Here is a 22779-nt window from a genome sequence, read left to right on the forward strand (position 1 = left end):
GCAGACCGTAAAAACGGAAATACGACGAAGATGAATCACAATTTTATCACGATGCTGGGTACGGGCAATGCCATGGCTACCCGTTGCTATAACACCTGTTTTGTACTGGGCACGGCGACCTCCCGTTGTCTGGTCGATGCCGGGGGCGGCAACGGGGTGCTTTCGCAACTCGAAAAGGCACACATCGACCTGGGCGAGATACACGATATGTTTGTCACCCACGCCCACACCGACCACATTCTGGGGGCCGTGTGGGTGGTGCGTATGGTGATAAACCGCCTGAAAAACCATCGATACGAAGGTCGGTTCACCGTGTATGGCCACGACAAGGCGTTGAAGGTGCTCGACTGGATATGCCGGGAGACCTTCTCGGCCAAGGACCGCTCCTTTCTGGGGGAGTCGGTTCGCTTCTGCGAGGTGAAGGACCAGGACCGCTTCGAGGTGGGCGACATGCGATTCCAATGTTTCGACATCTTGTCGACCAAGGAGAAGCAGTTTGGCTTTCGGGCCGAGTTGCCGGGTGGGCGGACGCTCGTCTGTCTGGGCGACGAGCCCTACAACGAGGCCAACCGCACCTACGCCGAGCACGCCGACTGGCTGTTGTGCGAGGCCTTCTGCCTCTACCGCGATCGTGATATTTTCAAGCCCTACGAGAAGCACCACAGTACGGCGCTCGAAGCCGGGACTTTGGCCGAAGAGCTGGGGGTGAAAAATCTGCTGCTTTACCACACCGAGGATCGCAACCTCGCCATTCGCAAGGAGGCCTATCGGGCCGAGGCCTTGCAGCATTTCACCGGGCAGGTGTTTGTCCCCGACGATTTGGAGACGATTGATTTGGATTGATGCGAACGGCAGGCCATTGGTTTTCTTGTGAAAAATCGGTTTTCAGCGTTGTTTTATTGGGAAAAATTTATATATTTGGATAACCATATAGCAGTCGGTTGGGCAAAGTCCGATAGCAGCGGCTGTCTCTCATCTCCTTTGCATTTCCGGTCTCTATATTCGACGCATGGGTTGCGGCTATCGAGGGTGATGGAAGGTTCATGTATCCTCAAAGAGAAACTCCCGGCAGCCGAAACACCGCAAATGATTAACCAAAAGTAGAAAGGGGGTTTACGATGGGTACACGACGCAACTACATGATGGGAATTGTCCTATTGGGATTATCGGTAGTTCCTGCTCCGGTATGGGGTGCAAGTGACGACGATCTGGTAAATGCCATGATGGAGGTCTATGCCGAAGAGCTGGCCGCCAATCCACGCGATTATCGCACCTATTATTGTCGGGCTGCTGCCTATTTCAGCCAGGGGAATATGGATATGGCCTTGGCGGATATCAATCAGGCCATCAAATATTTTCCCCGCAAAGAAAAAGAAGATCTGTCCCGTACCTATTTGCTGAGGTCTCGTATTTTGACATTGAAAGGCGACGACAAGTCGGCCCTGACCGACTTGAACAGTGCCCTGCGTCTGGTGCCCAACCTGCGCCAGGCCTTGAAGGACAGGGGCGACCTGCTCTGTCGGTTGGGACAGTACGACCTGGCCAAAATCGATTATAACAATTTGCTGCGTCTCGATACCCGCAATCAAAGTGCCTATCTGGGGTTGGCGCGTATTGAGGCTCACCAGGGAGCGACGGCCCATGCCCAGGAGCTGTTGGAACAGGCTGTAAACTTTGCGCCTCAGAGTGCTGAGTCTTATTTGGGGCGCAGTGAGATTTATCGGGAAATGGGATTATTGCCCGAGGCCGTTGATGATCTCCTGCATGCCATTTTGCTCGACGACGGTCAGTCAAGAGCCATGCAGAATCTGATAGAACTCAGTAGGGAGTCGTATGATGAGGTCATTGCCGGCTTGAACCGGAATATCGAGCGCTCTCCCCGGCAAGGCATGCTCTATTATGTGCGGGGGTCGGTCTATAAGGCTCATGATGATTATGCAGCCTCGTGGCGAGACTGGGATACCATATTGGAAGAGGGCTTTTTCAATCTCCCCACGATTTATTACAATCGGGCGTATTGCCTGTTGCATTTGGGCCGGTTTGACGAGGCTCGTGCCGATATTGAAAAAGCTATCGAGAAAGATGGACGAAATGTGGAGTATTATCGGTTGCTGGCCGAGATAGAACGGGGTGCCGGGCATTGGGTGGCTGCCGACCAGGCTATCCGGAAGGCGGCAGTGTATGACCCGACGAATGTCGAGGTGTGTCTGCTACGGGGACTTCTTGCCTGTGACGAGAAATTTTATCCCGAAGCCTTGGGGCATTATGGCGAGGCGGTTACTTTGTCCCCGGCTTCGCCCTATCCCTATTTGTTGAGAGCCTATATCCAGGAGACTGTGTTGAACGATAAGGCTGCGGCCGAGGCCGATTATCGCAAGGTATTGACGCTGGACGACCACTCCTCTTTCCTGGGCGATAATTTCAAAGGCATAGCCTGGGCACGCCTCCATCGCCTTGACGAGGCGGCCAAGTGGGAGCAGCAGTTGCTGGCCTCGGAGCGGGTACGCCCTGTCGACTATTTCTACCTGGCCTGCATGTATGCACCCACCGATACGGTCAAGTCGCTCGATTGCTTGGAGAAGGCTTTGCAACAGGGCTATGGCGACTATTATCGGTTGCGGTTCGATGAACATTCGCCGGTTTCGTTACAACCTGTGCGGCATACGACTCGATATGCGGCTCTGTTGAAACGCTATTTCCCGGAGCTCGAATCAAGTAAGGAGTAATTCTATCTATGGGATTCCGGGGCGGGGTAAGAATCAAAAGCCGTTGTACCAAAGGACGTTGGCCAGATTGACGATGTTGTAAATGATGGCAGCCCAGCCTGTGTTGCCTGCCTGTGCGGTTGCTTTGTTCACGCGCTCCTTTTACCGCTACACTGTCTAATGGACTTGAAGCACAGATAAAAAAAGCATCGACATCAAGTCGATGCTTTTTATAGAATGAAGCAGTTTGTTTTAATGGAAATGATTAAAATAATTTGATCTTTCTTTTTATTGTTCTCTTAGTTGGTTTGGTTATCGTATTCTCAGAACCTTCCCTTCGCGCAGGATTGCGTTCCGTTTGATTCCGTTTAATCGGCATAATTGATTGATGGTTACCCCATATTTGCTGGCGATTCTCGACAGTGAGTCACCTTTGCGCACCCGGTAGGAGATATATTTTGCACCGTTTTGGGTACCTTTGCTCTTGTATTTGCCATAACCCAATCCGCTGGCCAACTCCTTGGGATTGAAGGTGTAGGTGTCGGTGTGGGGTACTTGGTTCACAAAGTCGAATATCTTGTTGGGGTTGATGTCCATGCCCAGGTAGCGGGTTTCGAAATGGAGGTGCGGGCCCGTTGAGCGGCCGGTGTTTCCTCCCAATGCGATGGGATCGCCCACTTTGACGATTTGGTCGGGTTGTACCAGGAATTTGGAGAGGTGGCCGTAGATGGTTTCGAGTCCGTTGTTGTGGCGGATAATCACGTAGTAGCCGTAGCCCCGACGCTCGTAGCGGGTGAGCCGTACTTTGCCCGAGAAGGCGGCCCGCACGGTATCGCCAATGTGCAGAGCCAGGTCAACGCCCCGGTGCATGCGGCGGCGACGCCACCCGTAGTTCGAGGTGATGTGGCTGATGATGGGCATGCAGTATTCCGATACGTCGATGGTTTCTGTTTCGGGCAGCTTCTCAATGGGAACTTTGTAGGGGTTTACCCAGGTTTGATCCCAGTTGTCGCCGTAGATGTCGGCTCCGGGGAACTCCTGCTCCTCTTCTTCGAGCATTTCGAGCAGGGCAATCGAATCGACGAGGTTGATGGCCTTGTGGATATTCTGTTGCCCGGCAATGAGATCTTGATGCAGTTTGGAGTGTTGCTGAGTAGAGAGATTCCTGTTGTGTTGGGCACTGAGGTTGCCTAACGAGCATATGATCAATAAGGGTAAAATACAATGTTTGAGTCTTCCGAAATACATTTTAATCTGTTTCTGGCCCGAGCCAAGTCCTAAAAATAGAGAGTCCAATAAGCGACTTTCAGTAAGCTAAACCATGATATGGTGTATGTGTTTTTTCAAACACACTTTTCAAAGATAATGATTTTTAGGGAGAAGTGTTCAGGGTGGTTAACAAAATTTAGACCGGGCAGAGACAAGAAACGCCTGTTTGTGTATTTATGTACATGATTTTCAATGTGTTACAGATAATATGTTTTACAACATAAAACCCGTTATTTCACATTAACTAATCAATCCCCAGTTTTTTTGTCTTTCAAAAATGCGATTTAACTCTTTGCGAACGATGTAGTTTTCGGGTCGTTCCAGACGTTCGTCGCTGTCGAGCAGAGCATTGGCTTCGTCGCGGGCCGCTTGCAGAATCTGGCCGTCTTTGGCCAGGTTGGCAATTTGCAGGTTGAAGGCGATACCGCTCTGTTGGGTACCCTCCATGTCGCCGGGTCCACGCATCTGCATGTCGGCTTCGGCAATGCGGAAACCGTCGTTGGTCTCGGTCATGAGTTCGAGTCGCTTGCGGGTGTCCTGATTGATTTTGTAGGAGGTCATGAGTATGCAGTACGACTGCTCGGCACCGCGGCCCACGCGGCCGCGCAACTGGTGCAGCTGGGCCAACCCGAACCGTTCGGCGTTTTCGATAATCATCACCGAGGCATTGGGCACGTTTACCCCCACCTCGATGACGGTCGTGGCGACCATGATTTGTGCCTCGCCCGAGACGAACCGTTGCATCTGGGCCTCTTTTTCGGCCGCCTTCATCTTGCCGTGTACCATGCACACCTGGTATTCGGGGAAGGCCTCGCATATGAGGTCGTATCCCTCTTCGAGGTTTTTCAGGTCGCTCTTCTCGCTCTCCTGAATGAGGGGGTAGACGATGTAGGCCTGTCGACCCATTTGCAGTTGCTTGCGCAGGGCGGCATAGAGTTGGGCCCGGCGGCTGTCGTATTGCAGCAGCGTCTGTATGGGTTTGCGACCGGGAGGCAGCTGGTCGATGACCGACACGTCGAGATCGCCATAGACGGTCATGGCCAGGGTGCGGGGGATAGGGGTGGCTGTCATGACCAGGATATGGGGTGGAATCTTGTTCTTGTTCCAGAGTCGGGCCCGTTGCTCCACCCCGAACCGGTGTTGCTCATCGATGACAACGAATCCCAGGTTGGCAAAGTTGACCGTATCTTCGAGCAGGGCGTGGGTGCCGATAAGCAGATTGACCTCGCCGGTGAGCAGTCCGTCGAGAATGGGAACCCGCCGTTTCTTGGTGACCGACCCGGTGAGCAGTTCGATGCGCAGCCCCAGTGGCTCGACCATTGCTTTCAGCCCCTCGTAGTGCTGGGTGGCCAGTATCTCGGTGGGAGCCATCAGGCAAGCCTGGTATCCGTTGTCGACGGCGATGAGCATGCTCATGAGGGCAACCAGCGTTTTGCCGCTGCCCACATCGCCCTGCAACAGGCGGTTCATCTGGCGGCCGCTGCCCATGTCGGCCCGTATCTCCTTGATGACGCGTTTCTGAGCCTGTGTGAGCTCGAAGGGCAATATGTGGTGGTAGAAGTTGTTGAAGTAGTCGCCGATGTGGTCGAAGCGGAATCCGCCCAATTTCTGGTTGCGCAGCCGGGTGTATCGCAAGATGTGGAGTTGCAGGTAGAAGAGCTCCTCGAATTTGAGGCGCAGTTCGGCCCGACGCAGGTGGTTGATCGAGACTGGGAAATGGATATTGCGCAGGGCGTCGGTGAGTCCCATCAACTGCCGGTGGGCGATGACCGGGGCGGGTAGTGTCTCGGGCAGAGGCTCCTGAATGCCGGCAAGCAGGGTATAAATCATCTTTTGCAGGGCCTTGGAGTTGAGGAAGGCATTCTTCATCTTCTCGGTGGTGGTGTAGTAGCCTTGCAGACCGGTGGTATTGTCGATGCGGTCGTCGATGGGGTCGAGTTCGGGGTGGGCGATGTTGAATTTCCCGTTGAAGAGGGTGGGCCGACCGAACAGGGTATACTCCGTGCCCGGTTTGTAGCGGTCGGTAATGTAGCGGATACCCTTGAACCACACGAGTTCGATTACCCCCGTGCCGTCGGAGAAGAGGGCCGTGAGACGACGGCGGGCCCCCTCGCCGTGGGTGTTGTACGAGACGATGCGCCCCCGCAGTTGAATGTAGGGCATGGCGCCGTCGATTTCGCTTATCTTGTAGGTCTTGCTCCGGTCGATGTATTTGTAGGGATAGTAGTGAAGCAGGTCGAGATAGGTGAAAATCTCCAACTCCTTGTTGAGCAGTTCGGCCCGTTTGGGACCGACTCCCGGCAGATATTTGATATTGAGGCTGGCGAGGTCGATCATCGGGTGAGCAGGATTTCGGCCAGGGCTAGGTCGATGGGGTGGGTTATTTTCAGGTTCTCGCGATTCCCCTCGACCAGTCGGGGGGTATATCCGGCCGCCTCGTAGACCGAGGCATCGTCGGTAAAGGAGTCCCGGTAGGGCAGTTCATACGCCCGTTTTATCTCGCAACAGCGGAAGGTCTGCGGGGTCTGCACCGTGACAAACCGGCTGCGCTCCTCGGCCCGGCTGCTTCCGTCGGGGAGAATCTGACGCAGCGAGTCGGTGAGGGGAAGCGTGGGTATGGCTCCTCCCTGTTCCCGAGCCACCTCGAAACAGCGCTCGATAACCGGGTGAGCCACCAGGGGGCGGACACCGTCGTGAATGGCCACGACTCCCTCGTCGGGGAGGAGAGCCAGACCGTTGCGCACCGAGTGGAAGCGGGTCTCTCCACCCGAGGCGATGTGGTGAGGAATAGCAATATGGTATTGCAGGCAAAGCTGTTTCCAATACTCCTGTTGCGAATCGGGGAGTACGACCACCAGTTCCATCGAAGGGTCGAACCGGTAGAAGTTGTCGAGGGTATGGGCCAATATGGGTTTACCAGCCAGAGGCAAGAATTGCTTGGGCAGTTCGCTACCCATGCGAGTCCCTTTTCCGCCGGCGACTATGATGACATATCGTTTCATCGATTCCTTTATTTTGAGCAAAGATAGTGAAAGGTGAGCGCAAAGCAAAGATGCTTGCATAATTTGCTTGGCCGAACCGCAGCCTGTCTTCTTCAAAGATAGTGAAAGGCAAGAGCCGAGGCAAACAGAAAACGGAGTTTTCACGGTTTGAGAAACCGAATCCTGTATTCTCTATTAGAGAGGTGCGGTTCTAAGTTTTTGCTGGACCCCGCGTCGTAGCGCGGGGTGACACGGAGTCATACCGCACCTCGATGCGGTATCCAGCTACAAGCTGAAATGGGGCCAGAGGCAAACGAAAACGGGAGTTTTCACGGGTGGCTATACTGAGCTGTATCCCTTTCTCTCCAAGGATAAGTAAAATTTCGGTATGTTGAAACAAAAAGCGGGAGGAGTCGTAACTCCCCCCGCCGATAGTTGATATGATAAAGCACTCTTAGAGTCTTATTTTGGCTCGTTTCACGCTGCCTGAGGTTTGTACCTCGACTACGTAAACGCCTTTCAGACCACCGGCATTGACGATGGCCGATTCGGTAGCCGGACTTTCACTGATGCAGAGGCTACCGCTCATCGAGTAGACTTTTACCAGATTGATGGGGCTGCCGGCTTCGATGCGGATATTGCCCGAGCGGTCGGTAAATATCTTCGTGGCAGCTTCAATCGTGTGGTCGATACCGGACGCAATGCTCAGAGCAAAGTTCTGCTCGATATTATCGCCACTTTCTACCACGAGGGTTACCCCTTCGACAGCGGTATATTGGTCCTTGGTTACGCTCATCGTATATTCTTTACCCGGTTGCAGTACCTCGATGCTGTAAGCTCCGGAGGCATCGGTCGTGGCCGTGTAGATGACTGAGCCCGATTGCATTGTTACCGTGGCACCTTCGATAGGCTCCTGGCTGTCGGCCTGGGTTACGATACCGTACACAACGGGAGCCTCGGCAATCAGATCCAGTTCGACCGTCATGATGTTTGCTCTCAGCTGAGGCGTGTAACTTTCGGCCCATGCAGCTTCATAACCGGCTACCTGAGCGTCGAAGGCACAATATTTCATTGAATTGGTTGTGCCTTCCGACAGGAAGAATTGAGCTGCATCTCTCCAACCGCTGTAGATAGAATCGACCGAAACGATGAGACTAAGGTTGCCTCCATCATAGGTAATGGGTGCCTCGGGAGTCATCTCGAAATACAAGGGGCTCTCTTGTGTGCCGCCAGCTTCGAAACTCATATCGACACCAATGTGGGTGAGCCCTTCAATATCGGCTGCGGATAACTTGTCGGTCGTGAGTTCGCTCTTTTCGGTGTTCCCTATCCACACGTTCACTTTAAATCCTTTGACGAAAGTATAGTAAGCAGAGTTGGTGATATAGGGGAGTCTTATGCTTCCGATCACGGCACCGGCATTCAGCCCTTCGAGATGCTCGGGCGTGTAGAGGGTCTCGAATACGGTGTGGCGATTGGACGACGTAGAGGTCGGGGTAGACAAGTTGCCTATCAAGAGGTTCGTGATGAAAGTCTCTTCGGCAACGTCGACCGTAATCGTATCGGTCGAGCTGACTGTCCCATTGGAGGAGATCAACGCATAGACGTGAGCTTCGCCGGCAGCGTGAGGAGTCCATGAACAGGTATAGCTCTTGGATTCATTCAGGGTCATATCCTCTACATCAAAGGTGCCTATCTTTTCATCGTCGTTCATCAGGTCGATGGTGTAGCTGTCGGAGGTTTCACCCTCGGAGCTCAGACAGATGAGGTCGATTGTAAAGTCTTGCGTATAGTTGACCATACCCGTGGTTTCGCCTTCGAAGCCATCGATGTAGATATTGTGGTCTTGGTAAACGACTTGCGGACCGTACACCCTATCGAGGTAGGTTCTCTGGCAGGCAAATGCCAGATAGTAGTCACCCTCGACGAAATCTTTGGGCATATAGACAGCCTTCTGTGCCCAACTGCCCCACGAGCTACTGTTATAGGTAGAGATCGTTTCCAATGAAGTCCACTTCTGACCGTCGGCCGAGTAGAGCACCTCGGTCTTATAACTCGAAGAACTTGATGATTTCACCGCGAAGGCGATGGAGTCGCCGGCTGCCAGGTGAAGCAACGGGGTCGCGATTGTGTCGGGAGTAGCACTGGTAACGGCTATGCAGGCCTGTCCGTCATACGGCGAAATGGTGCTTCGGCTCCACTTGTTTTGCATGACTTTCCACAAGAGCGGCGGAACAGTCTGCCCCTCAAACGATTCGAGCAAGGCTGTGGGTGACAGCATGGTACCCGAAACCGAAATCTCGGTGTCGCCTATACCGTCATGATTTACGGTCAAGGTAGCCGTATGGACTCCCGGTTCGGCAGCGAAGGTAATCTGAATCGTGCTCGATTCGCCGTTGGGGATAACCAGGGGGAATGCGGCATTCACCGTGAAGGCCGATCCCTCGGGAGCGGTGATGCCCGAAACAGTCAGAGCCCCATTTTCACTGCTGTTCTCGATGGTATAGTCGATTGTGGTAGACTTGTTGACGATCCCAAACTCCACATTGCCCAACGAGGCTTCGCCTTTATTGGGAAGCAGGGTAAGGTCGTTTCCGGTCTGCATTTGGGTAAAATGCGTATTCTCTACATCATTTGCGGTTACATGGAAAGTCAGATTCTCCAAGAGCGCTTCGCTATCGATATGCAGGTATCCGCTGAGGGTCTTCTCTTCGTTCACATCAAGTGCCGGACCAGGTATGACGTTGTCTTCGCAAAGTGTAGCCCCCTCGTCACTGTCGAGATAGATCTTATACGATACCCCTTCGGGGAGAGCTCCGTTTTCGTCGACCAACCGGGTAGTGAAGTTATAGGAGCCGGCTTCGACGGGTTGGATACCGATGTTCTTGATTGTAAATTGCAACTCGTTGTCTTCGGCTCTATCATCACCGGCATACAGCGACGCACCGTTGCCCGGTTTGAGCGAACTGTTCACGATTTGCACACCCTTGTTAATGTGATGGATTCCAAACGCCAGGAAATTGTCGAGGTAAGTGTTTTGCATCAGGAATGCAATGCGCGAACCTTCGGGCACGTTGTCCACTACAACCGGTATCCAGTCGGTAGCATTGGTCTCGACATCTATTGCAGTCTTGCTGCCATCGGCCGCAACCACGTAAGCTTCCATTTTGGAAGATAGATACTGCTTTCTGAAATCGAAAGTTACTTTCCCCGAGACTACCGGTGAGTAGAGGGTATCGAGCGATGCATAGTACGAATTATGTGTAGCGGAAACAGCATTCGAACCATCGATACCTGCTTCGCCGGCAATCGAATAGTTGGTCTGCCCACTGCTTCGGGCAACTACCCATTCCGCCGGCAGGTTGGTCGAGGCGTCGAAGGACTCGTAGTATGAGGTCGTCGGGTAGGTCTCGGCTTTCAGCGCTGTGCCATCGCAGGCGTAAAAACTATCAGTACCGACCAGCCATTGGGTAGCCCAGGATCCGGTAGCATAACCTGCCTTCAACGTCCAGGGGGTCAATCCCATGTTGGGTTGACTCTCGTCAAGGTTGTTGAAATCTTCAAAGAGAGGAGCCTCGTCGGTAATCTCGATGTGCGTGAAACCGGTACCGGACAGGGATACGACCGTTTCAGGGGCATTGCTCTGTATGGTCATGGTCCCGGTAATCTCTCCTTCTGAACTGGGTGTGAACTTGATTTTATAGCTCTTTTCTCCACCAACTGACGCGATAACATCAGGGAATTCAACGGCATCGGCCAACTCGAAATCCGGATTTGAAAAGGTGATTCCTGAAATATTCAGATCCCCGCCTCCCGTGTTCGTGACGGTCAGCGTAGCTGTTGCGCTGGCTCCTACCTCTGTGAGCGGGAATTCCAGTGATGTAGCGACCGAAACGTTGGGCTCATTGGCCAACTTTTCTATCTTCACATTATCAATCATTGCACCCTTATCACTGCCAGACAGGTTACCATTATTATACCATAAGAATGCCAGCTTATAGGTGCCTGGATCCAGGTTTTGGAAACCTGTTTTGGTCTCCCAGCCGGTTTGTCCGACCAGGTCTTCTGTCAGCGAGACATAAGATTCTGGAATCATCAGCCAATAACTCTGACTATCGGCCTGAGGGGTTTCATCGCCCGGAATCAAATAGGCGTGTGCATAATCTGCGGCACCACCAAACCAAGCATCAATCTCACCCTGCACATAGCAGTCGAAAGAGAACGAGTAAGCACCCGCTTCGGTGATTTCGAACGTGCGGTAGGCATACACCGTGGAGTTTGAATAAGTGTCATAACCCGTGGTTGCTCCACCGTCGTTGGTGATGTACAATCCCTTTTCGCCTTCATGTTTGGCAGCAGTGCCGATGTACCATTGGTTGGCACAATTGCCATTGACAAGTGTCCACTGGGCATTCTCGGCATCATCTTCAAATCCACAGAAATACGGATAGGTTTGAGCGTGAGCAGTTGGAGAAAATCCCAGCAGACTCATCGCCACACCAATGCAAGTGAGTAGATAAGATTTTTTTTATACTTAACAGTTATTAATGAAGAATTATGTAAAATAATAATGTTTTGCCTTAATATTTCGCAAATATAAAAATGTGATTGAAAAAATGATATTAAAACCTATGTATTTTTATCAAAGTGTAGCGTTTTATTCTCATATGATAAAAAATATCTGTTTTGGGTGTGGTTTTATGACCTTTTGCAGAGAAGACTAATTGTTGGCCGGGACTGTGTTTGGTTTCGGGGGTGTCTTATTGTTGAAGAGAGGGCAATGGCCTTTGAAAAGAGTAGGACATACTCTCTTGTTCCATAATTTTTTCAGGGGAATGGTTAGGGCATAAAAAAAGAGCTTTTTCGCAAAAGCTCTTTCTTTATAGGTTTTCAATAGGTATTAATTTTTTAAGGTAAAAAAGATTGTTTTAGGTTATTGACACAAAGGACAACTTTTTTTTGCAGATAAGCAAACAAAAAAATATGTTATATAATATACTTTTACAATTATTTTTTGACCATACTGCTTGTAATCTGTTGCATGATAGCCGATTGGATAGTCCTGCCTGAACTTGCTTTGAAAGTGTAAAAAACATTAAAATGAACTTTTAATCTCTTTTTGCCGTTTATTCTTCAATATAATCAAACACATTCAGTCCTGTTTCTTCCATGACGGCGTAAGAGGGATTTTTGAGCCAGTCGCCCAAAATGATGATGCGGCTTTGCTGGGGCAAGGCCAGGTCGAGCAAGATGTGCCGGTGGCCGAAGATGAAGCAATCGATGGGTTGCTCCTTGCGGTACTCCTTGGCAAAGCACACCAGATGCTCGTTCTTTTCGCCCAGATATTGGGCATAGTCGTCGCCGCTTTTCCGGCTGTGAGCCGACCACCGCAGGGCAAATGCCACTGTCCACCGCGGGTGTATGGCTGCATAGAGCCGTTGGCAGAACCGGTTGCGGAAGATGCCGCGGAGCAGGCGGAACGAGAAATCCCGACGGCCCACATTGTCACCGTGGGAGAGGAAGAATCGCTTGCCGCCTATCTCGGTAATGAGGGTGCCGTCGTGCAGCGTAATGCCCAACTCGTGGGGGAGGTAGTCGAAAATCCAGATGTCGTGGTTGCCGATGAACCAGTGAATGTCGACACCGCTGTCGCTCAGCTCGGCCAGCTTGCCGAAGAAGCGGGTAAAGCCCCGGGGCACGACGTAGCGGTATTCATACCAGTAGTCGAGTATGTCGCCCAGCAGGTAGAGGGTGCCGGCATCGGCCTTGATGCTGTCGAGCCAGCGCACGATGCGACGTTCGTAGTCCAGCGGGTTTTCGATGTATCGCGCTCCCAGATGGAAATCAGATGCAAAGTAAGTCTTAGTCCCGGGCATAGGCAATAGGGGTTATAGAAGTCCGAGTTCGAGTTTGGCCTCTTCGCTCATCATGTCCTTGTCCCATTCGGGTTCAAAGATGAGTTGTATATCGACGCTCTTCACGTTTTCGATGCTTTCGATTTTCATGCGCACGTCCTCGATGATGAAGTCGGCCGCCGGGCAGTTGGGGGCGGTGAGGGTCATCTCTATCTTCACCGCACCGTCGTTTACCTCTACATTATAGACGAGTCCGAGATCGTATATGTTGACCGGAATTTCGGGGTCGTAGACGGTTTTCAGCATCTTGACGATTTCTTCTTCGATAGTGGGTTTCTGGTCCATAAGCAAGAGTCTTGTTTTTTTTGGTTGGTCGAAGATACATCATTTTTCCCGATAGTCGATAAGAGCCGATGAATTTTTGTATTTCTTGTTGATTTCTTGACCGATTTTGTGATTTTAATATATTTTATCTTATCTTTGTGCAAACAGCAGTCGGGTAATGGGTTATAATTTATAGCTCCCGGTTGATTGAAAACTATAAATAAAAAGAGATTTATGAAAAAGACTATTTTTTGTGTAGCCCTTGTCGCTACGCTGTTTTTGGCGATTCCGGCCAATGCGCAATTCAAGTTCGGTCCCAAAGTGGGTGTGAACATCTCTTCTCTGTCGTTGGGTGGAGATCCTGCTGATAATTTCAAATCGAGCAACATCACGAGCTTCACCGGCGGTTTGATGGCCGAGTTTATGGTTCCCGTTATCGGGGTGGGTGTCGATGCCAGTGTGATGTACTCCCGCAAAGGCTCTACGTTGAAAGATTTGACCACCGGTACGTCACAAGACCAACATACCGATTATGTAGAGATACCTATCAACCTGAAGTATAAATTCTCGTTACCGGTCGTAGGGTCGGTCATGGCTCCGTTTATCTATGCCGGTCCCAGCTTCGCATTCCGCGTGGGCGACAACTTTGCCGAACAATATAAAGCAAAGAGTTTTGAGACCGCTATCAATGTAGGTGTTGGACTTGAACTCTTCAACCACTTGCAGATTGCCGGTCAGTATGGCTGGGGATTGGGCAAGACGATGGAGGGTGAAAACTCTGCTCTTAACTCGGTATTGAACGGTAAGAGCCGGGCTTGGACCGTGACGGCAGCCTATCTGTTCTAAGGAAAATATTTGAGTCATCATAACGGGGTCGGGAGCAACAGCTCCCGACCCCGATTCTTTTTCCTGCGGGCGATGGGTATGGATTTTGTGTGAACCCGTCTTTAATAATAAATAAAAGATGAGGGCCTTTTTGAAGGAGTGGCGGCTTGGCTTTGTCAAACCTGAAAACTCCGTTTTCGTTTGCCACTGTCCCTATTTCAGCTTGTAGCTGGATACCGCATCGGGGTGCGGTATGACTCCGTGTCACCCCGCGCTACGACGCGGGGTCCGGCAAAAACGTAGAACCACCTTTCTCATAGAGAAGATAGGATTCGGCTCTGTCAAACCTGAAAACTCCGTTTTCGTTTGCCACTGTCCCTATTTCAGCTTGTAGCTGGATACCGCATCGGGGTGCGGTATGACTCCGTGTCACCCCGCGCTACGACGCGGGGTCCAGCAAATACATAGATCCACCTCTCCTAATAGGGAATATAGGATTCGGCTCTGTCAAACCTGAAAACTGCGTTTCCGTTTGTCTCTACTCTCGCCTTTTTCGCTATCTTTGTATAAGATAGGATGCGTCTTAGCATAAAACTCAAACAAGTTTGTTTTTCTGCCTTCGACTTTCACTATCTTTGCATAGAGGGAGAGAGGGGGAAACGGTGTGTGCCGTGACCGACTGTTGCTCCCCTGTACTTGTATCGGCGAAGGACTTCCCCTTTGCCGGAAGATGAACCTGTTTGATATGAATAGATTTGCCGACGTCGTATTACCGCTACCGCTTTACAAATATTTTACCTATCGGATTCCTGCCGACTGGCAACAGCCGTTATCGCCGGGCAGTCGCGTGGTGGTGCCTTTCGGACGCAAGAAATACTACACGGCCATTGTGGTGCGCCTGCACGACGTCACCCCTCAGGGCTACGAGGTGAAGGAGATTCTCTCGCTGCTCGATGAGCGGCCGGTATTGCGGCGCCCGCAGTTGCAGTTTTGGGAGTGGATTGCCGATTATTACCTCTGCTCGGTGGGCGATGTCTACAAGGCGGCTTTGCCTTCGGGGCTGAAACTCGAAAGCGAAACGACCGTTACGCTCAATACCGAGTTTGAAGAGCCCGACGACGACCGGTTGAAAGAGCGCGAATGGATGCTGCTGGCGGCTCTGAGCAAGAAGCCGCGCATGACCGTGCAGGAGCTCGAGAAGGAGAGCGGCATGCACAACCTGTTGCCCACCTTGCGGCTCCTGTTGGAGCGCGAGGCGGTGTTCGTGTCGGAACAGATTAAGGCACACTATCGTCCCAAGACCGAGACTTATGTTCGCCTCACTTTCGCCCCCGGCGACGAGGCGGCCTTGCGCCACGCTTTCGAGCGGGTGAAACAGGCCAAGAAACAAGAGGTGATGCTCCTGTCGTTTCTCGACCTGTCGCACTTTATGCAGCTGGGTAAGTTGTGCGAGGTCTCCCGCAAGAGTCTGCTCGATCGGTCGGGCGTGTCGTCGGCCGTGCTGGGAGCAATGGTCGAGAAGGGATTGTTCGAGACCTATAAGAAAGAGATAAGCCGCTTCGATACGGCCACTTTGCCCGTGGGCGAGATTGCCCCCCTGAGCGAGTTGCAGCAGACGGCCTACCGACAGATACTCGATTCGTTCAAGGAGCATGCCGTCACACTGCTGCACGGTGTGACGTCGAGCGGCAAGACCGAGATTTATGCCCACCTCATTCAACGGGTGCTGGACGGGGGACGGCAGGTGCTCTACCTGGTGCCCGAGATTGCCTTGACCACGCAGTTGACCAACCGCCTGCGCAAGATGTTCGGCGACAAGTTGGTCATCTACCACTCCAAGTTCTCCGACAACGAGCGGGTGGAAATCTGGAATACCCTGCTCAATGACCGTTCGCCCCGGCTTGTGCTGGGAGTGCGTTCGTCGATTTTCCTCCCCTTTGCCGACCTGGGGCTGGTGATTGTCGACGAGGAGCACGAGACCTCCTACAAGCAGTATGACCCGGCTCCCCGCTATCATGCCCGCAATGCCGCTATCGTGCTGGCCTCGATGCACGGGGCCAAAACCTTGTTGGGTACCGCCACACCGGCTATCGAGACCTATTTCAACGCCCGGCAGGGCAAGTATGGCCTGGTGGAGTTGAAGCACCGGTTCAACGACGTGGAGTTGCCCCAGATTATCCCGGTCGATGTGAAGGAGATGCGCAGGAAAAACCGCATGCAGGGGAACTTTACCCCCGAACTGATCAACCGCATGCAGACGGCTTTGCAGGAGGGCGAGCAGGTCATTCTGTTCCAGAACCGCCGGGGGTTTGCCCCCATGGTCGAGTGCAAGCAGTGTGCCTGGGTGCCCAAGTGCGAGCACTGCGACGTAAGCCTCACCTATCATAAGCGGTACAACCAGCTCACGTGCCATTACTGCGGTTATACCTACGAGATTCCCAAGGTGTGTCCCGCCTGCGGGCAGCCAACCATCGGGGTGATGGGGTTCGGCACCGAGCGTATCGAGGAGGATATTGCCCGCCTCTTTCCCGGGGTTCCCGTGTCGCGCATGGACCTCGATACCACCCGTTCGCGCAATGCCTATGAACAGATTATCGACGACTTCTCCAAGGGCAAGAACAAGATACTCATCGGTACGCAGATGATTACCAAAGGGTTGGATTTCGACCACGTGAGCGTGGTGGGGATATTGAGTGCCGACCAGATGATGAATTTCCCCGACTTCCGGGCCCACGAGCGGGCCTTCCAGATGATGGAACAGGTCTCGGGTCGGGCCGGGCGCAAGAACCGGAACGGAGTGGTTGTGTTGCAGACCTCCGACCCTTCTTCACCCTTGATTCAGCAGGTGATGGCCCACGACTACGAGGGCATGTACAACCGTCAGTTGGCCGAGCGGAAAGCCTTTTCCTATCCCCCCTATACCCGTTTGATCTATGTTTATCTGAAACACCGCGACGAAACCCTGTTGCAGGAGTTGGCCGTGCGTTATACCACGGCCCTGCGCGAGGTGTTCGGGGCTCGGGTGCTGGGGCCCGACAATCCGCCGGTGGCCCGCATACAGTCGCTCTATATCCGCAAGGTGATGTTGAAGATGGAGCTTGCCGCTTCGATGTCGCGGGTGAAGGAGATTTTACGTCAGGTTTATGAAAATATGTTGGTCGACGACCGTTTCAAGTCGTTGTTGCTCTACTACGACGTCGATCCGTTGTAATTGATTTATTTAATAATTAAAAGTATACCATGAAACGTAAGATTTTATTCATCGCATTGTTTTTGATTCCGGTTATGGCGTGGCCGGCGAATGAAGAATTGAAGTATGTCGATGCGCAGCATCTGACGCTGGTGGGCAAGGTGATGCCTACACCTGCAAATGTGTATCATCGGGTCGATACGGTGAAGTATGGTAATATGCCCGGAGCTGTCAAACGGTTGTTTACCTATTCGGCTGGATTGGCAGTTTGTTTTAAAACCAATAGCACGAATGTGACAGCTCGTTGGGTTACCCGCAATAAGGGAGTGATGGGAAACATGACACCCATTGCCCAGCGAGGGCTTGATTTGTATATATACACTGACGGGCAATGGATACCGGCAGGAGTGGGAACTCCGATTGCTGGAAAAATGCATTTGGAATGTCGCATTGCTCAGCATGTAAAGCCTGAGGAGCATCAGTTTATGTTGTATTTGCCGTTATTTGAAGAACTTCTTTCGTTGGAGATAGGCGTTGATTCGGCGGCTACCATCGAGGCAATACCCTCGCCCTTCCGTCACACGGTACTGGTGTATGGGTCTAGTATCTTGCACGGTGCTTGTGCATCGCGGTCGGGGTTGACCTATCCGGCCCGGTTGTCGAGAAGTACGGATATTAACTTTATCAACTACGGGGTAAGCGGCAATGGTAAGATGGAGGCTTCGGTAGCCGATATGTTGAAAGACATCGAGGCCGATGCCTTTGTCCTCGACTGTATGCCCAACCCCTCGCCCGAAGAAATTACCGAGCGTACCCCCTATTTTGTAAATACCTTGCGGAAGTATCACCCGGGAGTTCCCATTATCATGATCGAGAGCTATATGCGTGAAAAAGGGTACAGCGACCAACAGGTTTATGACCGTTGTCGGCGGCAGAGCCAGGCCTTTATCGAGCAGTATGAGCTGTTGAAAAAGCAGGGTGTTCCCGATTTGTATTTGATTCGTGACCAACAGGCTATTGGTACCGACCATGAGGGGTCGCTCGACGGCGTTCACCCCAACGATGTGGGTTTTGAGCGTATGGCCAAACAGTATGGGCCGCAACTGATGGAGATATTGAAAAAGTATGGCATTGAATAGTCGCTTGTGACCCAGTGAAATGTATTGTGATAAAGTGCAGCCCGGACGATATTCGCCCGGGCTGTTTGGTAGATAGGGTCTAAGTCGGAAGATTGGCATGAATTTGTGAGCAATCTGGGTTCCCCTGTTATGTATATTGATACGTTTGATAGGTTGATGATTAATATGTTGTTTATGGATTTATGCAAAGCCGTATCGTAGAAACCAGCCCGAATATGAGTACAATAATCAATCAGGCTATTATTTAACAGATGAGAATAAATTTATCAATGTGTAAAATATATAAATAGGACACTTTTGTGTCATGAGGGCTTGCACAATTTTTGTATTTTAATACTTTTGCTGGAAAAATGTAATCAAATATAGTGTTAGTATGTCGTAATGAAAAAATGTAATGTGCGATTTGAATTTTGAATTTACCAATCTTCTTCAAAACAGATAAACCTTAACATAATGAATTGATATTTATGTATAGTCGATGCCGACAACAACGGCCGCATCTGGACATAGGTCTCGGGCTACATGCAGTACAATGGCGGGATAATCGACAATCCGCCTGTGGCTGCCGACGATTGGCTCATCTCGAACGATTTCTATTTCGAGGCCGGCAAAGAGTACAAGTTCTCGTTCAAGATCAGAGGTAGCCGGAACAACAACTTCCAGGTGAGCTACGGTCAGGGCTTGACACCGGCCGACATGACTCACGACCTGTTCAAGGGAACGGTGGCTCCTCTTTACTCCTATACGGAACAAAGCTATGTGCTGTCGGTAGAGCAATCGGGCCTGTACAACATCGGGTTCCATCTCTACTCCGAAGGTAACAGCTCGTTCTTCTATTTGACCGACGTGGCTATCGAGCAACTCTCGGCGGTGAATATGCGCATGCTTTCGCTGTCGGGCCCCCGCAAGCCGGTTGTCGGATCGACCTATACCTATCAAGTATCGGTAATCAACAAGAGTAGCCAGGCTATCTCGGACTATACGGTGAATCTTAAAGACGAGGCTACCGGTACGGTTCTGGCCAGTCAGCGCATTCAGGAGACCTTGGAGAGCGGAGCCGGGAAAGAGTTGACTCTCGATTGGACACCTGCCGACCAGTCGGTGAAATTGCTGGTTGCCGAGGTGGTTTGCACCGGTGACGAGGTGGCCAATGACAACCTCTCCGAGCCCCTTTCCATCGAGGTCCTGCCGTTGGGTTCGACCGATATTCTGGAACTGGGAACGGTCGACGACTCGAAATTCAATAAGAACTATCTGTTCAATTTCTATAACAAGAACAGTGCGGCCCTCAATATCTACACGGCTCAGGAGATTGGTAGGGACGGCGGCCTAATCGAGTCCTTTACGTTTACGGTAAGAAATTCGCATACCTACGACGTGACCGATACGCCTGTCAAGATATACATGGCCAATACCGACTTGACTACGGCCAACTCGCAGACGGGGTGGATTCCCGAGTCGGAGATGACGCTGGTCTATGACGGCACCGTTACCTTGCCGCAGGGACAGACCGAAATTACCATCGACCTGTCGCAGAAGTTTGAGTTTGCCCAAGGCAAGAATCTGGCTATCCTCACGACCCACGCCATGCCCGAGGGATATTACAATCAAGTGTACTTCCCTTACTACCAGGTTACCGATGGCGGTGGGACTTATTATTATGCCAGTGATTACACGCCGTTCGACTTTACCAATTACGGCAATGCCGCTTATGGCGAAAAGGGTGCGGTAACCCTGGCGATGTACTGCCTGGGTACCGAAATTTCCGGACGGGTGACCGATGTGGACGGTAATCCGGTAGAGGGTGTCGCTCTTTCGCTCGAAGGTCAACGCACGACGGTCATGAGCGATGCCGATGGTTCCTATACCTTCCGCTATGTGCGCGACGGCGAATATGTCATGAATGTCTTTAAGGACGGCTATTTTGAGAAAGAGGTACCGGTCCATGTCGTGAACGGTCAGGCCGTTACCTAAGATGTGACCATCGAGGAGCTCAACGCCTATCCCGTATCGGGCCGTGTTGTATCGGCCGACAATCAACCGCTTGCCGATGTGACGGTTCTCCTCAAAGAGGGTGAGCACGAGTACACCGCACAAACGGCTGCCGACGGTACCTTCGGTTGGAACCTGGTGCTCTCGTCGGCCAATCCGTATAGCTTGACCCTCACCAAAGAGTGGTACAAATCGCTCGAACAAGAGGTGATGGTTGCAGCCGATGCTGTGACGCTGGGCGACATCAAGGTCGATTACCTGGTATATGCTCCTTCGGCTGTGCGTGTCGTTGCCGAGGGAACCGACGGGGCCAAGGTGAGCTGGCAGACGGCCGATGTGAAATCGGAGTTGCGCAAGGACGACGGCAAGCTGTCGGCCAACCTGGGTATAAATAATGCCGTACAAAACACGGTAATCGGTACCATCTATCGCGAGCCCATGCAACTCACTTCGGTGAAATGGTTCCTCACTTCGGCCGGCGGGCCGCACTATGCCGTCAATGTGTTCGTCTTCGATTTGGACGAGAACGGCGAGCCGACCAATAAACTCTTGAAGAGTGTCGACCTCACCACCACGACCGATGAGCAATGGTCGTCTTGCACATTCGACGAACCGGTGAATGCTCCCAACGGCTGTCTCGTAGCCTTGGGCTACTACGGCTACCTGGGTATCGGTCTGGACAGTGGCAGCGATTTGGTTTATCCCTTTGCCGAACACACCCATGTGTTCAGTGGCGATTATACCAGTGGCGATTTCGATTATATCGAGGACAGCGATTACAGAAAGAAGCTGATGATTCGGGCCGAAGGATATCGCCTGGCCGATAACGACGGAAGCTACTATGCTCACGAGCAGGGCAGCTTCCCCGATTTCTGCACCTACAAGGTATGGCGCTATAAACTGGGTCAGGAGACCGATGAGGATTCGTGGACTCTGTTGAATACCGAGGCTGTGTCGGATACCACCTTTACCGACAATTTGAGCAGCCTCGACGGTGGTGTGTATGGTTATGCCGTCAGCACGGTGTACCCCGACGGTACGGAGTCGGAGCGGGTTGCCTCTCCTTTCCTCACCTACAACATGACTACCCGTATCGTTGTCCCGGTAATTACCAACAGCAAGAACGGCAGTGCCGAGGGGGCTACGGTGAGCATACGGGGTACCCAGTTCGGAAAGACGGCTACGGCTACTGTTTCGGTCGAAGGACAGGCTGTATTCGAAGAGGTATTCAAAGACCGCTATGAGGGTACCATTTCGCTGGCCGGATATGAACCGCTTTCGTTTAGCGGCGATTTCTCGACCGAAAATCAATACGAGACCCCGACCTATGAATTGAAAGAGATTATCGTGCCCCCCTTCAACCTGACGGTTGAGTCGACCGACGAACCTACCTCGGTTCTGTTTACCTGGAACACCTCGGGCACACTCTTCGATGACTTTGAGTCGTACGACGACTTCGAGTTGGAGGCTTCGGGTGAGATAGGTTGGAGTTATTGGGACCTTGACCGGCAGGAGACCTATGGATTCCAAGGTGCCGATTTCCCGGGCATGGGCGGTGAAATGGCATTTATCGTATTCAATCCTTCGGCTACAACGCCGTCGGTGGCCAGTCTGGAATCGCTGCAAGCACACAGCGGATCCAAATACCTGGCCAGCTTTGCCGCCGATGCGCAAAACAACGACTGGATTTTGTCGCCCGAACTGAATTATGCACATGATTTCAGCCTGAGCTTCTTTGCTCGCTCTTACATGGCCGCAGCTAACTATCCCGACTATTTCAGCGTAGGATATACCGAAGAGGTAGATCCCGAACCGACCGACTTTGTGTGGTTGGCCGAACAGGTAGGTCCCCCCTCGCAGTGGACCGAGTATTCCTATACGATTCCGGCTACGGCCAAGCACATTGCCATTCGCAACGTGTCGACGTATGAGGGTTTTGTGTTGATGATCGACGATATCTATATCGGCAGTCTGCCTCGCATGAAGGCCAACACTCGGAGTGAGCGTGGTGTAGCCGCTGCTCCCGATGTCGAATATGAGGTTTATCTCGACGGAGCGAAGGTGGCTACGACCACGGCCAACAGCTATCTGTTCGAGAATCTTTCGGAAGGTGAGCACGAGGCCGGTGTCAAAGCCGTGTACAACTCGGGTGAATCGGAGATGGTAACCATCAAGTTCGGTGGTGAATCGGAAATCGAATCGGTACAGGCCGCAGGTAATCTTGCGATTTATCCCAATCCGGCTCGGACGGTTGTGCATGTAGAGGGCGATTATGCCCGTCTCGTGGTTTCGTCGATAAACGGAGTTCGCGTGTTGGAGTCGTCCTGTGAGTCGACACTCGATGTCTCGAACCTCGATGCCGGTGTATATGTGGTTATGGCTTACGATGAGGATAACCGCCTGGTAGGTCATACCAAACTGGCGATTGTACGATGGAGAGAACCGCTACCGGGACGGTTGTCCCGGGGTGTAAAAATATAAGGAGGTGTCCCCTGAATG

Annotated in this window: 13 protein-coding genes; 7 read left to right on the top strand and 6 right to left on the bottom strand. The window is 52.0% G+C overall.

Annotated features, from left to right (window positions below):
* Positions 1–30: 30 nt before the first annotated feature.
* Positions 31–843 (top strand): MBL fold metallo-hydrolase, encoded by an 813-nt coding sequence (locus tag BARVI_RS09430; protein WP_025279004.1) that lies wholly within the window; start codon positions 31–33, stop codon positions 841–843.
* Between the two features lie 275 nt (positions 844–1118).
* Positions 1119–2726 carry a tetratricopeptide repeat protein gene (locus BARVI_RS09435; RefSeq protein WP_025279005.1) on the top strand — a complete coding sequence of 536 codons (1608 nt, stop codon included), beginning with the start codon at positions 1119–1121 and terminating at the stop codon, positions 2724–2726.
* A 291-nt stretch (positions 2727–3017) separates the two neighbouring features.
* On the opposite strand, the gene BARVI_RS09440 is transcribed toward BARVI_RS09435, so the two are convergent.
* The 6 genes from BARVI_RS09440 to BARVI_RS09465 form a co-directional block, all read right to left on the bottom strand.
* Entirely contained in the window at positions 3018–3953 is a 936-nt protein-coding gene (locus BARVI_RS09440; RefSeq protein ID WP_025279006.1) for a M23 family metallopeptidase, read from the bottom strand.
* Positions 3954–4214: 261 nt separating this feature from the next.
* The gene (recG, locus tag BARVI_RS09445) at positions 4215–6311 is read right to left on the bottom strand and encodes an ATP-dependent DNA helicase RecG (protein ID WP_025279007.1); all 2097 of its coding nucleotides are present in this window, start codon (positions 6309–6311) and stop codon (positions 4215–4217) included.
* The gene (locus BARVI_RS09450; RefSeq protein ID WP_025279008.1) at positions 6308–6976 is read right to left on the bottom strand and encodes a 2-C-methyl-D-erythritol 4-phosphate cytidylyltransferase; all 669 of its coding nucleotides are present in this window, start codon (positions 6974–6976) and stop codon (positions 6308–6310) included. Before BARVI_RS09450 ends, recG begins: the two co-directional genes overlap by 4 nt.
* A gap of 433 nt (positions 6977–7409) precedes the next feature.
* On the bottom strand, positions 7410–11447 hold the full coding sequence (locus tag BARVI_RS09455) for a choice-of-anchor D domain-containing protein (RefSeq protein ID WP_025279009.1): 4038 nt from the start codon (positions 11445–11447) through the stop codon (positions 7410–7412).
* 634 nt (positions 11448–12081) lie between these two features.
* On the bottom strand, positions 12082–12831 hold the full coding sequence (locus BARVI_RS09460) for a UDP-2,3-diacylglucosamine diphosphatase (protein WP_025279010.1): 750 nt from the start codon (positions 12829–12831) through the stop codon (positions 12082–12084).
* 12 nt (positions 12832–12843) lie between these two features.
* Positions 12844–13155 (bottom strand): metal-sulfur cluster assembly factor, encoded by a 312-nt coding sequence (locus BARVI_RS09465; RefSeq protein WP_025279011.1) that lies wholly within the window; start codon positions 13153–13155, stop codon positions 12844–12846.
* Between the two features lie 213 nt (positions 13156–13368).
* Between BARVI_RS09465 and BARVI_RS09470 the strand changes: the two genes are divergently transcribed.
* The 5 genes from BARVI_RS09470 (at position 13369) to BARVI_RS09490 (ending at position 22761) form a co-directional block, all read left to right on the top strand.
* Entirely contained in the window at positions 13369–13980 is a 612-nt protein-coding gene (locus tag BARVI_RS09470; RefSeq protein WP_025279012.1) for a porin family protein, read from the top strand.
* Between the two features lie 724 nt (positions 13981–14704).
* Positions 14705–17170 (top strand): replication restart helicase PriA, encoded by a 2466-nt coding sequence (gene priA / locus BARVI_RS09475; protein WP_025279013.1) that lies wholly within the window; start codon positions 14705–14707, stop codon positions 17168–17170.
* A gap of 29 nt (positions 17171–17199) precedes the next feature.
* Positions 17200–18288 carry an SGNH/GDSL hydrolase family protein gene (locus BARVI_RS09480; RefSeq protein WP_025279014.1) on the top strand — a complete coding sequence of 363 codons (1089 nt, stop codon included), beginning with the start codon at positions 17200–17202 and terminating at the stop codon, positions 18286–18288.
* A 522-nt stretch (positions 18289–18810) separates the two neighbouring features.
* Complete coding sequence (locus tag BARVI_RS09485) at positions 18811–20262, top strand: carboxypeptidase regulatory-like domain-containing protein (protein WP_025279015.1); 1452 nt, start codon at positions 18811–18813, stop codon at positions 20260–20262.
* Between the two features lie 3 nt (positions 20263–20265).
* A complete protein-coding gene (locus BARVI_RS09490; RefSeq protein ID WP_025279016.1) occupies positions 20266–22761 on the top strand; it encodes a carboxypeptidase regulatory-like domain-containing protein in 2496 nt (831 codons plus the stop codon).
* Positions 22762–22779: the final 18 nt, after the last annotated feature.

It is taken from the genome of Barnesiella viscericola DSM 18177 (assembly GCF_000512915.1).
Classification (GTDB): domain Bacteria; phylum Bacteroidota; class Bacteroidia; order Bacteroidales; family Barnesiellaceae; genus Barnesiella; species Barnesiella viscericola.